The sequence below is a fragment of the Streptomyces sp. NPDC093064 genome (assembly GCF_044754605.1).
In the GTDB taxonomy this organism is placed as follows: Bacteria; Actinomycetota; Actinomycetes; order Streptomycetales; family Streptomycetaceae; genus Streptomyces.
The window spans coordinates 1-15399 of sequence record NZ_JBIVPK010000025.1 but is presented as its reverse complement, the minus strand read 5'-3'; the positions used below and the strand labels follow the sequence as shown (position 1 = coordinate 15399).

The 15399-nt window shown below is 74.1% G+C and carries 11 protein-coding genes; 7 read left to right on the top strand and 4 right to left on the bottom strand.

Annotation, left to right across the window (positions count from 1 at the left end; translation table 11 throughout):
- The first annotated feature begins 62 nt into the window (after positions 1 to 62).
- The 5 genes from ACIQFZ_RS26350 to ACIQFZ_RS26330 all read left to right on the top strand — a co-directional run bounded on the left by ACIQFZ_RS26350 (position 63) and on the right by ACIQFZ_RS26330 (position 5919).
- Positions 63 to 713: an alpha-ketoglutarate-dependent dioxygenase AlkB gene (locus tag ACIQFZ_RS26350; protein ID WP_365424284.1), complete on the top strand. Its 651-nt coding sequence runs from the start codon at positions 63 to 65 to the stop codon at positions 711 to 713.
- A gap of 60 nt (positions 714 to 773) precedes the next feature.
- Positions 774 to 2012, top strand: coding sequence for an ROK family protein (locus ACIQFZ_RS26345; protein ID WP_365424286.1), 1239 nt, complete (start codon positions 774 to 776; stop codon positions 2010 to 2012).
- A 261-nt stretch (positions 2013 to 2273) separates the two neighbouring features.
- The gene (locus ACIQFZ_RS26340; protein WP_361420738.1) at positions 2274 to 2579 is read left to right on the top strand and encodes an SHOCT domain-containing protein; all 306 of its coding nucleotides are present in this window, start codon (positions 2274 to 2276) and stop codon (positions 2577 to 2579) included.
- A complete protein-coding gene (locus ACIQFZ_RS26335; RefSeq protein ID WP_402692293.1) occupies positions 2576 to 3361 on the top strand; it encodes an ABC transporter ATP-binding protein in 786 nt (261 codons plus the stop codon). Before ACIQFZ_RS26340 ends, ACIQFZ_RS26335 begins: the two co-directional genes overlap by 4 nt.
- Positions 3358 to 5919: an ABC transporter permease gene (locus tag ACIQFZ_RS26330; RefSeq protein WP_402692292.1), complete on the top strand. Its 2562-nt coding sequence runs from the start codon at positions 3358 to 3360 to the stop codon at positions 5917 to 5919. Before ACIQFZ_RS26335 ends, ACIQFZ_RS26330 begins: the two co-directional genes overlap by 4 nt.
- A gap of 578 nt (positions 5920 to 6497) precedes the next feature.
- Here the strand turns inward: ACIQFZ_RS26330 and ACIQFZ_RS26325 are convergent.
- Together ACIQFZ_RS26325 and ACIQFZ_RS26320 are read right to left on the bottom strand one after the other, a co-directional pair.
- On the bottom strand, positions 6498 to 7049 hold the full coding sequence (locus tag ACIQFZ_RS26325) for an ATP-binding protein (RefSeq protein ID WP_376549777.1): 552 nt from the start codon (positions 7047 to 7049) through the stop codon (positions 6498 to 6500).
- Between the two features lie 182 nt (positions 7050 to 7231).
- Positions 7232 to 7555: a hypothetical protein gene (locus ACIQFZ_RS26320; RefSeq protein WP_376404259.1), complete on the bottom strand. Its 324-nt coding sequence runs from the start codon at positions 7553 to 7555 to the stop codon at positions 7232 to 7234.
- A gap of 367 nt (positions 7556 to 7922) precedes the next feature.
- Between ACIQFZ_RS26320 and ACIQFZ_RS26315 the strand changes: the two genes are divergently transcribed.
- Positions 7923 to 9047, top strand: a complete 1125-nt coding sequence (locus ACIQFZ_RS26315; protein WP_383063502.1) for a PLP-dependent cysteine synthase family protein — start codon at positions 7923 to 7925, stop codon at positions 9045 to 9047.
- 110 nt (positions 9048 to 9157) lie between these two features.
- Here ACIQFZ_RS26315 and ACIQFZ_RS26310 read toward each other — a convergent pair whose 3' ends face one another.
- Positions 9158 to 9985 carry a DeoR/GlpR family DNA-binding transcription regulator gene (locus ACIQFZ_RS26310; RefSeq protein ID WP_402692291.1) on the bottom strand — a complete coding sequence of 276 codons (828 nt, stop codon included), beginning with the start codon at positions 9983 to 9985 and terminating at the stop codon, positions 9158 to 9160.
- A gap of 295 nt (positions 9986 to 10280) precedes the next feature.
- On the opposite strand from ACIQFZ_RS26310, the gene ACIQFZ_RS26305 reads away from it, so the two are divergent.
- On the top strand, positions 10281 to 12698 hold the full coding sequence (locus tag ACIQFZ_RS26305; protein WP_402692290.1) for a hypothetical protein: 2418 nt from the start codon (positions 10281 to 10283) through the stop codon (positions 12696 to 12698).
- Here ACIQFZ_RS26305 and ACIQFZ_RS26300 read toward each other — a convergent pair.
- Complete coding sequence (locus tag ACIQFZ_RS26300) at positions 12668 to 15106, bottom strand: right-handed parallel beta-helix repeat-containing protein (RefSeq protein ID WP_402692289.1); 2439 nt, start codon at positions 15104 to 15106, stop codon at positions 12668 to 12670. The two genes, ACIQFZ_RS26305 and ACIQFZ_RS26300, sit on opposite strands and share 31 nt — an antisense overlap.
- Between the last annotated feature and the right edge of the window lie 293 nt (positions 15107 to 15399).

The window sequence follows — 15399 nt, the reverse complement described above, 5'->3', positions numbered from 1 at the left end:
TTTCATGGCCCGTCAAGGCTAGCGGAGCCGCAGCTCACCCCGTGTCCGGCAGGATGGGAAGCATGGACGCCGAGCTGTTCCCGCGCGATCGCAGGCAGATCGCGCCGGGCGCCGTGCACCTGCCGGACTGGCTGGATCCCGCCCGGCAGCGCGCGCTGCTCGCCGCCTGCCGGGAGTGGGCCCGCCCGCCGGCCGGCCTGCGCACGGTGCGCACACCCGGCGGCGGCACGATGACCGCCCGGCAGGTCTGCCTGGGCCGGCACTGGTACCCGTACGGCTACGCCGGCACCGCCGTCGACGGCGACGGCGCCCCGGTGAAGCCGTTCCCCGCGCGGCTGGACGAGCTGGCCCGCGACGCGGTGACCGACGCGCTGGGCCCCCGCGCGGCCGGCCCGGCGCCGTACGACATCGCCCTGATCAACTTCTACGACGCCGAGGCGCACATGGGCTTGCACCGCGACAGCGACGAGAAGTCCGGCGCGCCTGTGGTGTCGCTGAGCCTCGGCGACACGTGCGTGTTCCGCTTCGGCAACACCGAGACCCGCACCCGGCCCTGGACCGACGTCGAACTGCGCAGCGGAGACCTGTTCGTGTTCGGCGGGCCGTCCCGCCTCGCGTACCACGGGGTGCCGCGCGTCCATCCGGGCACGGCACCAGCCGAGTTGGGGCTGACCGGACGGCTGAACATCACCCTCAGGGTGAGCGGCTTCTAGCCCGGCCCGCCGGACGAGTCGCTGGTCACCGGATGTACGGATCATGGGAGACTCGCCCCCATGAGCGGCAAGGCGGACCCCCGGACGGCGGGGGAAGGGAGCACCTCCAGGACCCGGCTGGACCGGGGGCGCGGCGCGCTCGGGCCCGCGTTGGCACTCGTGCACACCGGGCGCGCCCCGACCCGCGCGGTCCTCACGACCGAGCTGGGGGTGACCCGGGCGACGGCCGGCGCGGTGGCCGCCGAACTGGAGGCGCTGGGCCTGATCCGCGTGGACGCCCGGCCCGGCGCGGCGGCCGGTTCCCAGGGACGCCCCTCACACCGCCTGGCGGTCGCCGAGGACGGGCCCGTCGCCCTCGCCGCGCAGGTGCACTCAGACGGATTCCGTGCCGCCCTGGTCGGCCTCGGCGGCCGGATCGTGGCGACCGCGCCCGGCTGCGGGACCGTCGACGCCGACCCGGCCAAAGTGCTCGGCTCCGTTGTCGAGGCCGGCGCCGAACTGCTGCGCACGACCGGCCGGCGCTGCGTCGGCGCCGGACTCGCCGTGCCGTCCGCGGTCGCCGAGCCGGAGGGCCTCGCCCTCAACCCGCTCCATCTGGCCTGGCCCGCCGGAGCGCCGGTCCGGCGCATCTTCGCGCAGTGCGTGCGCGCGGCCGGGATCACCGGACCGGCCTTCGCCGCCAACGACGTCAACCTCGCCGCGCTCGCCGAGCACCGGCACGGCGCCGGGCGCGGCGCCCGCGACCTGCTGTGCGTGGCGACCGGGCACCGGGGCGTGGGCGGCGCGCTGGTCCTCGACGGGCGGCTGCACACGGGCAGTTCGGGCCTGGCGCTCGAGGTCGGCCACCTCACCGTCAACCCCGAGGGCCGTCCCTGCCACTGCGGCAGCCGCGGCTGCCTGGACGTCGAGACGGACCCGCTGGCCTTCCTCACCGCCGCGGGCCGCGAACCGGGCCCCGAGGTGTCCCTGCTGCGACAGGCCGAGGACCTGATCCGCGACCAGTACGACGACCCGGCCGTCCGCGGGGCCGTCGAGACCCTCGTCGACCGCCTGGGCCTGGGCCTGGCCGGGCTGGTGAACATCCTCAACCCGGACCGGATCATCCTCGGCGGACTGCACCGCACCCTGCTCGACGCCGCCCCCGACCGTCTGCGCGCCGTCGTCGCCGACCGCAGCCTGTGGGGCCGGAGCGGCGTCGTCCCGATCCTCTCCTGCACCCTCGATCACAACAGCCTGGTCGGCGCGGCCGAACTGGCCTGGCAACCGGTCCTGGACGACCCGCTGGCAGCCCTGACCTGACCCGTCCCCGACGCCCCCGGTACTCCCCGCGCGGTAGGCCGCGTCTCCCCGCCCGCCGGACCGCGGCCCGCGCCGGATCCGCCCGGCGAGCCGAGACAGGCCGCACGGAGCAGCCGCGGCACGCCCCCGTACTCCCCGGGAGGTAGCCGCACTGCCGCTGGCCGTACGACGACCCGGAGCCCCTCCCCGAGCCACTGTCGATGCAGCACCGGAGAACTCTCCGCAGCCTCTCGGCAGACCCCTCAAGGGAGATGAACCAAGATGCAGACCCTGGCGAACTGGGACGGCGGCCCCGGGCCGTGGATCCTCTTCTTCCCGCTGTTCTGGGCGGCCGTCGTCGTCGGCGCCGTCACCCTCCTGCGCCGTACCGCCCGGCGCGGCCGCGGCGCCCCCTGGCGCGGCATGGACACCGGGCCCTGGCGCGGCCCGGACGGGCGCCCCGCCGCCGACTCGCCGCTCGCCGTCCTCGGCCGCCGCTTCGCCTCCGGCGAGATCGACGAGGACGAGTACTGGCGCCGGCTGTCGGTGCTTGAGGAGCAGTTCGGCCGCACCGGCGGTGCCCGGTGACCACCACGCCCACCTCCAGCACCTCTTCCACCACACCCACCACATCCGCCACCAGGGCGGCCGCGCGGGTCGTCGACGCCGTGAAGATCCACGGCGCCGGCGACACCGCCGTACGGGCCCTGGACGGCGTGAGCGTCGGCTTCCCGGCCGGGCGCTTCACGGCGATCATGGGCCCCTCGGGCTCCGGCAAGTCCACCCTGATGCACTGTGCGGCCGGGCTCGACACGCTCACCTCCGGCAGCGCGTACATCGGCGACACCGAACTGGGCGGCCTCGACGACCGCCGGCTGACCCTGCTGCGCCGCGACCGCGTCGGCTTCGTCTTCCAGGCGTTCAACCTGGTGCCCACCCTGACCGTCGCCGAGAACATCACGCTGCCCCTCGACCTGGCGGGCCGCCGGGGCGACCCCGAGTGGATCGACGCGCTCGTCGAGATCGTCGGCCTGCGCGACCGCCTGCACCACCGACCCTCCGAACTCTCCGGCGGACAGCAGCAACGCGTCGCGGTGGCCCGCGCGTTCGCCGCCCGCCCGGACGTCGTCTTCGCCGACGAGCCCACCGGCAACCTCGACTCCCGCTCCGGCCAGGAGGTGCTCGGCCTGCTCGGCCGTGCGGTGCGGCAGACGGACCGCACGGTCGTCATGGTCACCCACGACCCGGTCGCCGCCGCCCACGCCGACGAGGTGCTCTTCCTCGCCGACGGACGCCTCGTCGACCGCATGGAGTCCCCGACCGCCGACCGGGTCCTGGACCGGATGAAGGCCTTCGAGGTGCGGACATGAACGCCTCCCTGCGCCTGAGCCTCTCCTCCCTGCGCGCCCACAGACGGCGCTTCGCCGGCACCTTCCTCGCCGTGTTCCTCGGCGTCGCCTTCCTGGCCGGAACCCTGGTCATGGGCGACACCCTGCGCGCCAGTTTCGACTCCATGTTCGGCAAGGCGACCGACGGCACGGACGCCGTCGTCCGCAGCGCCGACGTCATCACGGCGGCCGGCGAGGGCCAGGGCGTACGCCGGCCGGTGGACACCGCGCTGGTGAGGACCGTCGAGCGGCTCCCCGGTGTCGCTGCCGCCGCCCCGGACATCCAGGGCGCGGGCCAACTCCTGGGCCGCGACGGCGAACCCATCGGCGGCCAGGGCCCGCCCACTCTCGCCGGCAACTGGATCACCGACCCGAAGCTCAACCCGTACCGGCTCGCCGAGGGGCGCGCCCCCGCGAGGTCCGGCGAGGCCGTCGTCAACCGCGGCGCCGCGAAGAAGGGCGGCCTGCGGATCGGCGACACCACGACGCTGCGCACCCCCGACCCCGTCAAGGTGACGATCGTGGGACTGGCGACCTTCGGCGGCGAGGACGGCATGGCGCAGGTGACCTTCACCGGGCTGACCCAGGCCGACGCCGAGAAGTACCTGACCGCCCGGCCCGGAGAGGCGGCGAGCATCGGGGTGCGGGCCGGGCCCGGGGTGAGCCAGGCCGAGCTGGTGCGGCGGCTGACACCCGTGCTGCCCAAGGGCGTCGAGGCGATCACCGGCCAGGAGGCGGCGCGGGAGAACACCGACATGGTCTCCAGCCAGTTCCTGACCGTCTTCACCACGTTCCTGCTGGTGTTCTCGGGCGTCGCGCTGCTGGTGGCGACCTTCTCCATCCACAACACGTTCGCGATCGTCGTCGCCCAGCGCACCCGCGAGAACGCGCTGCTGCGCGCGCTGGGCGCCTCCCGCCGCCAGGTCACCGCCGCCACCCTCGTCGAGGCGAGCGCCGTCGCGCTGACCGCGACCGCCGCCGGGCTGGCGGGCGGTATCGGGATCGCCGCCGGGCTCCAGGCGCTGTTCCCGGCGATCGGATTCCCCTTCCCGGAGGGCAGCCTGGTCGTCCGGCCGCTGTCGATGGCACTGCCGCTGGTGGTCGGTGTCGTGGTCTGCCTCGGCTCCGCGCTGACGCCCGCCGTACGGGCCGGTCGCACCGCACCCATGGCCGCGCTCCGCGAGACGGCCGTCGACACCTCCGGCGCCTCCCGCCCGCGCGCCGTGGCGGGAGCGGTCCTCGCCGCGACGGCCGTCGCGGTGACCCTCGCCGGTGTCCTGGTCTCCCCGTCCGTATGGGCGGCCGGAGTCGGCGCCGTCCTCGCCCTGGCCGCCTTCGTGGTGCTCGGCCCGGTCGCCTCCGCCACCGCCGTCCGCCTGCTCGGCAGCCCCCTCGGCCGGCTGCGCGGCATCACCGGCGGCCTGGCCCGGCGCAACGCGCTGCGCAGCCCCAAGCGCACCGCGGCCACCGCGAGCGCGCTGATGATCGGGGTCGCCGTCGTGTCGCTGTTCACGGTCTTCGGCGCCTCGCTCAAGGCCACCATGGACCAGACCGTCTCCCGGTCCTTCGCCGGCGACCTCGCCGTGAGCACCCCCTCCTTCGGGGCCGGCGGCAGCGGCCTGAGCCCGCGGCTGGCCGGGGCGATCCAGCGACTGCCCGAGGTGGACACGGCCGTCGGACTCGGCCGGGGCGTCGCCGAGGTCGACGGCGAGGGGAGGGCCCTGACCATCACCGACCCGGTCGCGCTCGCCCGCACCTTCGACCTCGGAACCGTGGACGGCTTCCTGAACGGCCTGGGCACCGACGGCATCGCCGTCACCCGCGACGAGGCCGACCGGCGGGGCCTGACGACGGGGGACCGGGCACGGCTCACCTTCACCGACGGCACCACGCGGACCTTCACCGTCCGCGCGGTCTACGGCCGGTCCGAACTCGCCGGCGACTACGTCGTCAGCCGCTCCGCCTGGGCCCCGCACCGCACCCAGGACTCCGACAGGCTCGTCGCCGTCTCCCTCCGGCCCGGCGTGAGCGCGGAGGCTGGCAAGGCAGCCGTCGAACGGGTCGCCGCCCGGTACGGCGACCCGCAGGTGCAGACCCGCGACGAGTACGCGCAGTCCTCGGCGGCCGGGATCGACATGATGCTGACGCTGGTCTACGCGCTGCTCGCCCTCGCGGTGTTCATCGCGCTCCTCGGCATCGCCAACACCCTCACCCTGGCGATCCACGAGCGGACCCGCGAACTCGGTCTGCTCAGGGCCGTCGGCCAGACCCGGTCCCAGCTGCGGGCCATGGTCCGCTGGGAGTCGGTCCTGGTCGCCGCCTTCGGCACGGCGGGCGGGCTCGCCCTGGGCGCCTTCCTCGGCTGGGTGCTGGTGAAGGCGTCCGACGGCGAGAGCGGCACCGCGTTCGCCTTCGCGGTACCGCCGGCGCAGCTGCTCGTGGTGGCACTGGTGGGAATCGCTGCGGGCGGGCTCGCGGGGCTGCGCCCGGCCCGGCGCGCCGCCCGGCTGGACGTGCTGCGGGCCATCGCCACCGAGTGAACACCGGGGCCGGGGTCTCACCGCGACGCCGGCCTGGCGGTCACTGCCGACTCCGGCCCGGTGCGACCCCGGCCCGGTGGTCACCTCGACTCCGGCCCGCGGTCGCTGCGACCCCGGGCCCAGCGGTCACCGCGACTTCGGGCCCAGCGGTCTCCGCGGGACTCCGGCACACCACCAGGCGGTGACCGGGCCGCAACCCGGTCACCGCCCACGACTCGTCACCGCCCTGGGCCTGTACGGTCAACGGCCTGTCACCGCCCTGGGCCCGTAGGCCATACGGCCCGTGGCTCGTCACCCTGGCCTGTAACGGCCTACGACCCGTCACCGTCCTGGGTCCGTATGGCCTACGGCCCATGGCCTGTCGCCGTCCCGGGCCTGTCGCCGTCCCGGGCCCGTCACGGCCTGCGGCCCGTCACGGCCTGCGGCCCGTCACGGCCTGCGGCCCCTCACGGTCCACGGCCCGTCACGGCCTGCGGCCCCTCACGGTCCACGGCCCGTCACCGCCCCGGCCGCCCCCCGTCGGCCGACGCGGTCGGCCGACCATGGCGGACGTGGTCGGCCGACCACGGCGGACGTGGTCAGCCGACGACGGCGGACCCGGCCGGCGCGTGGACCGGCCGTACGGGACGGACGCCGTCGAGCGCGGAGGCGGCCTCGGCCAAGCGGCGCGCGGACTGCTCCGCGGTCACGAGCGTCGGCACCCGGGCCGGCGCCGCGACCGAGGGGGCGGCGGTCGGCAGGGTGAACCAGACGACCTTGCCCTGCTCGCCGTCCGGCCGCGCGCCCCAGCTCTCGCTCATCGCGGCCACCATCGCCAGCCCTCGCCCTTCGGTGGCGAGCGGCGCGATGTCACCCATCTTCTCCACCACGGGGAGTCGAGGGTCGTGGTCGCGCACGGAGACCGTGAGCCGCTCGAGCAGCAGTTCGAGCTCCACGGTGCACAACTTGTCGGGTCGGGCGTGCTGGTGGACGTTGGTCAACAGCTCCGTCACACCGAGCGCGGCCCGGTCTATCAGAGGGTCCAGATGCCAGTAGCGCAAGTGCGCCGATACGATTCTGCGGACTTGGCCGATCCGCGACGGCAGGGCTTGGAGCTCCACCGTGCAGTGCCTGCTTGGGTGACTGATCACGGCTGCGACTCCCCGACGTTGAGGTCCGGAAGAACACGACGTTTCGGATGCAGCAGGACGCCTGCGTGACATTGCCGCCTGCTGTCTGGCCGGCGGGCTGGTTCGCAGCGTTATCGCCGGTAAACCCTGAGTGACGTGAGACAAGCGTGGCCCACGGGGTGGGGTGACGCAACTCGCCTCGCTCAGCCGCCGCGGCGAGCCGCCCGACGGACGGCCTCGACGAACCGGCGGGCCGCGGGCGGCCCCGGCTCGCCCGGTGCGGGGTCGTGGTCGCCCAGGGTCAGCAGGTACCGCTGCCCGTCCAGGTCGGCCAGCGCCCGGTCGTCCGGGGCGTACCAGGGTTGGGACGCGCGCACCGACTGCACCGGCGCGCTGTCGATCTCACTGCCGTTGCTGGTCAGCAGTTCCAGCCGGCCGTCGCGGATCCGGACCCGTCCGGCCCGGGTGAGTGAGCGCAGCCGCTTGTCGATGCGTACGCCCGTGGCCGTGAACTCCGGTTCGGCCATTTCCCCGCTCCTTCGTGCGTGTCGCCGGTTCCCGCTCCGCCTGGTCCACGAGCCGGCCCGGCTCGTTCGCGATCCCGTGTGTCACGACGGGCGCTTCGTCCCGCCGCGGTGCAGTCTGCACGCCTTCGGCACGGAGCACCAGTGCGCGGGGAGCGCTCGCGGGTGGCGCCCGGAGCACTCGCGCGAATGCGCCCCCACCCGTGCGCCCCCTCGCCGTGGATCGGCCCCGGCGAGGTGTGATCCCAAGCATCTCCTTGAGCCGCTCAAAGATGCGTTTATGCAGGTGAGAAGCGTGTTGAAGGTGTCTATCATCGAGCGTGTCCGGCCGCGCGGGACGCCGCCGGCGCATAGCGTAAGGAGCCCCGCCGTGAGCACCACCGAGCAGCGCCGGACCGGCGACACCCTCGACGTCGACCGCAGCGACAGCGGATACCGGGACTGGCTGAAAGAAGCCGTCCGCAAGGTGCAGGCCGACGCCAACCGCTCGGCCGACACGCATCTGCTGCGCTTCCCGCTGCCCGAGGAGTGGGGCATCGACCTGTACCTGAAGGACGAGTCGACGCATCCGACCGGCAGCCTCAAGCACCGGCTGGCGCGGTCGCTGTTCCTGTACGGGCTGTGCAATGGCTGGATCCGCCCGGGCCGCCCGGTCATCGAGGCCTCCAGCGGCTCGACGGCCGTCTCGGAGGCGTACTTCGCGAAGCTGATCGGCGTGCCCTTCATCGCGGTCATGCCGCGCACGACCAGCGCCGAGAAGTGCCGCCTGATCGAGTTCCACGGCGGGCGGTGCCACTTCGTGGACGACCCGCGCACGATGTACGAGGCCTCCGCCGCCCTCGCGGCCGAGACCGGGGGCCACTACATGGACCAGTTCACCTACGCCGAGCGGGCCACGGACTGGCGCGGCAACAACAACATCGCCGAATCCATCTTCCGGCAGCTGGAGTTGGAGCGCTTTCCGGAGCCGGCGTGGATCGTCGCCACCGCGGGCACCGGCGGCACCTCCGCGACCATCGCGCGCTACGTCCACTACATGCAGTACGACACGCGCGTCTGCGTCGCCGACCCCGACAACTCGTGCTTCTTCGAGGGCTGGACCACCGGCGATCCGAACGTCACCTGCGACCGCGGCTCGCGCATCGAGGGCATCGGGCGGCCGCGCATGGAACCGAGCTTCGTGCCCGGGGTCATCGACCGCATGATGAAGGTGCCGGACGCCGCCGCCGTGGCCGCCGTACGCGCCCTGGAGCGGGCCATCGGCCGCAAGGCGGGCGGCTCCACCGGAACGGGCCTGTGGAGCGCTCTGAAGATCGTCGCCGAAATGCTGGCGGAGGGCCGCCGGGGCAGCGTCGTGACCCTGCTGTGCGACCCGGGCGACCGCTACCTCGACAAGTACTACTCCGACGCCTGGCTGACCGAACAGGGCCTCGACAGCACCCCGTACAGGCAGGCGCTGGAGTCGTTCCTGACGACCGGGGAGTGGCCGGCCTGAGAAGGCCGTACGGCCGGACGGCCCAGATCCTCGGACCGGCCGGCCCCGGAGGGGGAGCGGAAGGGGCGCGGGCGGTCGGCCGGGTACGGCCGGCCCTCGCCGACGTTCCCTCAGATGTCCGTCTCGTCCCCGGGCTCGCCCGCCACCACCAGCCGCAGGTGCTCGGAGATCTCGGCGCGTGCCTCCGCGGGCAGCCCCGCGTCCGTCACCAGCGTGTCGATCCGGTCCAGCGCGGCGAAGGAACTCAGGCCGACCACACCCCACTTGGTGTGGTCGGCGACCACCACCACCCGGCGCGCCGAGTGCACCAGCCGCCGGTTGGTCTCGGCCTCCGCCAGGTTCGGCGTGGACAGGCCCGCCTCGGCCGATATCCCGTGCACACCCAGGAACAGCAGGTCGAAGTGGAGCGCGGCGATCGCCTGGTCGGCCACCGGACCCACCAGTGAGTCGGACGGCGTGCGCACCCCGCCGGTCAGCACGACCGTCGCCGCGCCCTGCCGCTGACCGGAGGTGCGCTGCGCCGAGTGGAAGACGTCGGCGACCCGGACCGAGTTGGTCACCACCGTCAGATCGGGCACGTCGAGCAGGTGCTGGGCCAGCGCGTACGTCGTCGTACCGCCCGAGAGGGCGATCGCCGTGCCCGGCGAGACCAGCCGGGCCGCCGCCCGCGCGATGTCCTCCTTGGCGGTCAGTTCCAGCCCCGACTTGGCCTCGAAGCCCGGCTCGTGCGTACTGGCCTCCACCACGGGAACCGCGCCGCCGTGCACCTTCTCCAGCACGCCCTGCCGGGCCAGTGCGTCCAGATCGCGGCGCACCGTCATGTCCGACACGCCGAGTTTCCGGGTCAGCTCGTTCACCCGGACACCGCCGCGGCGCCGGACCTCGTCCAGGATCAGGGCGCGCCGCTGCTCCGCGAGGAGGTTCTGATTCTCACTCACGTGCGCTCCGGTTCCTTTCGCCTCAAGCCGTCCGACCCGCCCCGCGCATCCGCCGGCGAAGAGAAGGTCCGTCATGTCCTCCGGTGCGCGGACCACCCATCCTTTCACGGGGTGGTTTCCTCCGCGCCATCGCCCGACCGACGCGCGCATGACATCGTTGCCCTCCTCATAAGCGCCTCTCGTCCCCCGGATCGGGGAGATTCGGTGACGAGGGGTGTGCCGCGTGCCACGGGAGGCGATCCTGGTGTCCGCACGGACACAGACCGAAGGACGCGTCACGGGGGAAGTGCGAACAGTGGAACGTGCGCAGCGGCAACCGGAGACCGCCGGGGCTGACGGCCCCGCCGCACCCGACCAGCCGACCGGATGCACCCTGGAACTCCTGGTCCACGGCGTCGGCGGCACCACGCCCGAGAAGATGCTGGACGCCCCGCGCACGGTGCGGATCACCGGCGACGACACCGCGGCCGTCTTCCGGCGCGCGGAGGACGTCGACGCCGAGAACCGTCCGGACGAGGAGCGTGAGCACCGTGGCACGCCGGTGCCCGAGGCGTACGTCTGGTGCAACCTCACCTCTGGCAACGGCGCCCGCGCCCTGTGGCTGTTGCTGCTGCCGTTCATGGTCGTCAACCTCGCCCACTGGATGCGCCCCGGCGCCCCCGGCCGCCCGCGCGCCGTGAGCCTGTACGGACTGCTGGTGCGGCTGGCGGGTCTGACCCTGACAGCGCTGCTCGTCGCCGCCGCCTGCGAGGTCGCCCTCGATCTGACGGCCTGGCAGTGCGCGGGCACGCACGCGTGTGCCGCACGGCACTCCTGGCTGGGCTTCCTGTCGCCCGCGGCCGGCGGCTGGTGGAGCGCGCCCGGCCGCCGACTCGCCCTGGCCGCCCTGGTGCCCGCCGCGCTCACCTGGCTGCTGTGGTACCTGGCGCACCGCACCTGGAGCGCCTACGAGTCCCAGCAGCCGATCTCCCGCGACCCGGAGCCCGAGGACGACTCCGGCAACGGATCCCTGAGCCGTCCCGGCTTCTGGTACGGGCGTCGACTGGTGGCCCGGCTGCGCGCCGCGCACACTGCCGCGGGCCTGCTGACGGTCGCCGCGACGATCGCCGTGCCCACGGCGGCCCTCGACCGCGGCCCCGGCGGCGTCCAGGCCCTCGACGCGGCGGGCCGGCTCCTGCTCACCGCCCTGTTCGTCTGGTCCGCCGCCGTCGTCTGGGTCGTCTGCCGCCGGGGCCGCACCGAGCACCTGCTCGACCGTCAACTGGACCGCCACGTGGTCCGGCGGCTGCCGCTCGGCGCCCTCCTGCTGCTCCTGCTCACCGCCGTGTACGCCGGATGGTCGCGCCCGGGCTGGCAGTCCACCGGCCGGCTGGCGGGCGACACCGCCTTCGGCGGTATCGCGCTGGGCCAGGGCCTCCTGGTCGTCGCCCTCGCCGCCGTCGCCCACGCGCTGTACCGCACCCGACCCGACCCGCGGGCCGCGCTGCGCGGCCTGGGCGGACCCGCGGTCGCGATGCTGGCCTGCGCCCTCGGCGGCGTGATGTCCGGCGGAGTCTGCCAGCGCGTGGCCGACTGGCTGGACGGCACCGGCGCCTCGATCCCGGGCCCGCCGGTCCTGCTCACCTGGCAGGCCTCCGTCATCCCGCCGCTCCTCGTCGTACTGCTGGCGCTCTGTGCCCGGCTGGCCCGGCGCGCCCGGCGGCTGGCCCGCGCCGAACGCCCCACGGTGGAACGCGACCACCCCGGCGAGCCGGCCGACCCCGAGCGCACCCGCCGGATCGCCCGCACCCGGGCGATGGCCACCCTCACGGACGACGGCCCGCTCCTGGTCGGCGCCACCTCCGCCGTCACCCTCCTCCTGGGCGCCGGCGCACTCGTCGGCGCCCTCGGCACCGACCGGACACCGGCCGGGGCCGCGGCGGGAACCCACCCCGTCCTGCACGGCGCGGCCCAGACCGCGCAGGCACTGGGCTCCTGGCTCATCGGACTGGGCTTCATACTCTTCGTCACCTGGGGCCGGCGCGCCTACAAGGACGCCTCCGCCCGGCGCACCATCGGCATCCTGTGGGACGTCGGCACCTTCTGGCCACGCGCCGCCCACCCCTTCGCCCCGCCCTGCTACGCCGAACGCGCCGTGCCCGACCTCACCTGGCGGATGGCGACCTGGACCCGGGCGACCGGCGGACGGCTGGTGCTGTCCGGGCACTCCCAGGGCAGTGTGCTGGCCGCCGCCGCGGCCTGGCAGCTCACCCCGCCGGTCCGCAAGCGCGTCGCCCTGCTGACCTACGGATCCCCGCTGGAACGGCTCTACGGACGCTGGTTCCCGGCCCACTTCGGCCCGGCCGCACTCGGCGCCCTGCACCGGGACGTGGACTGCTGGCGCAACCTGTACCGGCTCACCGACCCCATCGGCGGCCCGGTCCGGCTGCCCGGCGACTGCGGCCCCGAGGTGGACCGCGCCCCGCTCAAGGACCCGCTCGCCTACGGCCGCACCGCACGCCATCCGCTGCCCGCCCCGATCCTGGGCCACTCCGACTACCAGGCGGACCCGGCCTTCGACGAGGAACGCCGCCGGCTGCTGGCCCGGCTGCGCCCGGACCTGCCAGGGCCCCGCCACGGGCAGCCCGACGTCCCTGCCGGAGAAGCGGACACCGGTCCGGAGCCGCCGGACGGGCCCGGCTCTCAGGGCAGCGCGGGCAGGTCCTCGGCATAGAGCAGCGTCAGATCGTCCGTGCTCGGTTCGGCGAGCTGGGCGACCCGGCCGGCGTGCCGCTCCACCATGGCCTCGAAGGTCTGCCGCGCCGTGCGGCCGTTGCCGAACGCGGGGCCCTTCGGGACCGCGGTGAAGTACGCCAGCAGGGCCTCGGCCGTGTCCGGAGCCAGCCGGTACTCGTGCTCCTCCGCCTGCTGCTCCACGATCCGCAGCAGCTCGTCGGGGCCGTAGTCGCTGAAGGTGATGGTGCGGGAGAAGCGGGAGGCCACACCCGGGTTGACGGACAGGAAGCGCTCCATCTCCGCCGTGTAGCCGGCGACGATCACCACCACCGCGTCCCGCTGGTCCTCCATCAGCTTCACCAGCGTGTCGATGGCCTCCTTGCCGAAGTCGCGCCCGGAATCCTCAGGGGAGAGCGCGTACGCCTCGTCGATGAACAGCACTCCGCCGCGGGCCCGTTCGAAGGCCTCCTGGGTGCGGATCGCGGTGGATCCGATGTGCTCGCCGACCAGATCGACGCGGGACACCTCCACGAGGTGCCCCTTCTCCAGGACACCGAGGGAGGCCAGGATCTCGCCGTACAGGCGGGCGACCGTGGTCTTGCCGGTGCCGGGGGAGCCGGTGAAGACCAGATGCCGCTTGACCGAGGCGGCCTTCAGCCCGGCCTGCTGACGGCGCCGGCCCACCTCGATCATGTCGGTCAGGGCGCGCACCTCCTGCTTGACACTGTCCAGGCCGACCAGCGTGTCGAGTTCGCCGAGGACGTCCTTCGCGGTCCGCGCGGGCTTTTCCGGCTCACCGGCGGTCACCAGCGGCTCCTGCTCGGTGGTGCGCTGCCCGGGGATCGCGCCCAGCAGGCCGGTGGACGGGGGCGCGGACTGCACGGCCGTCTCCCGGGCCACGAGCGGGCGCACGCCGCCGCTCTCGTCGCTGGTGCAGTCCTCGACCACGGGGCCCGACCCGGCCCCGGCGTCCGGCCCGCCGTCCGCGAACTCGTAACCCCCGCGGGCACACCGCTCCGTACGGCACTTCTTCAGCGTCGTACGGCAGCCGTCGATCACATGGAAGCCGTAGCCGCCGCTGCCCGTCACCCGGCAGCCCAGGAAGCTGCCGCGGCCCCCGGCGGAGACGTAGAAGCCGGCCTCGGCGGGGGATGTGACCGTGCACCGCTCGATGGTGGGGTCGGCGCCTTTGGTGACGATCACGCCGGTCTGGGTGTCGTCCACGGTGCAGTTGTTGAGCGTGCCGCCGCTGCCGTGATCGCGGAACCAGGCGCCCGTGGCCGCGTCCTTGATCCGGCAGTCGTCGAGCTGCGCGGTGGCGCCGTCGCTCACCGACACCGCCGTGTTGCGCACCTGGGACAGATCGCTGTCGACGACGTCCGCGCGGGAACCGCGGTCCAGCACGAACAGCGCGTCGGGCACATCGTGCACCCGGCAGGAGTCGAGCACCGCGGTGGCGCCGTCGCTGACCCACACCGCGGGGTAGTCGCCGGTGCTGTCGAAGATCTCGCACTGGTTGGCGTCCACGCGCGTGCCCGGGTCCCACACCGACAGGCCGTTGCGCCCGAACTGACGCACCGTCGTCCGCGTCAGCGTCAGCACGGAGCGGGAACGCAGGTCCACCGCGTTCTCCGGGATGTCGTGGATGCGGCAGTCGGCCAGCGTCAGCACGGCGTCGGTGTCGAGCGTGACACCGTCCGCAGCGGTGCGGTGCACATCGCAGTCGGTGAGGTGCGCGGTGGCCCGGCCGGTGATCTGGACGCCGCTGCCCCGGACCTCGTAGACCTCGCAACCCACCGCCTCCAGGGCGGAGTTGTCACCCGTCGCCGTCAGGCCCGCGCCGGAGGTGTGGTGGATGCGGCAGTTCTCCAGGCGGGGGTGGGCGCCACCGCGGACCGCCACGCCCGACTGCCCGGCCGCGACGACCTCGCACTCCTCGAACACCCCACCGCCGCCGTCGAGTACGGCGATGCCGATACCGGCCGGGTTGTCGACCGTGCAGCGCCGCACGGTGGGCCGGGCGCCGCCGCGCACCTCGATGCCGGCCGCGGACCGGGTCACGATCCGCACGTCCTTGAGCTCCGGCGCGCCCTCCTCGACCAACAGGGCGGGCGCGGCGGCGTCCTGGCCCTCGACGTGCAGGTCCTGGACGACCGCGGAGGCACGCACGGTCAGGGGCACCCCCTCCGTGGGGGCGATGCGCACCGAGCCCGGGGCGCCCTCCGGGCCGCGCAGGGTCACCGCCCGCTGTACGACGAGGTTCTCCCGGTAGGTGCCCGGGGCGACGGTGAGCACGTCACCGTCGGCCGCGGCCTCCAGGGCGGCGGCGAGCGATGTGTACTCACCCGTGCGGCGCCGCCACCGCGATGTGCCGGTGTGCGTCACCTGGACCGTGCCCTGTGCCATGGCGCTGCTGTGCCCCCACCTCGTCGTACGCGGGTTGGTTGATGCCGAGTGCGTCGGCCGGTCCACCGTAGCGTGCGCGCGGACGCTCGGTTGACCGGATCTCTTCAGCGTAAGCGCCGTCCTTCAGGATGGGGTTAGCTCATCCCTGGTGCGGAGCCGCGCAGCGCGGCGGAGTTCTCTGCGTTGTCAGTGGTGTGCACTAGTGCTGCTCCGCGTTAGTTCGTGGAGGTGTCACGCGGCTTTGACTGGGCTGGCGTCGTAGGTCCAGCGGTAGGGCTTGGCGGTGGTGTTGT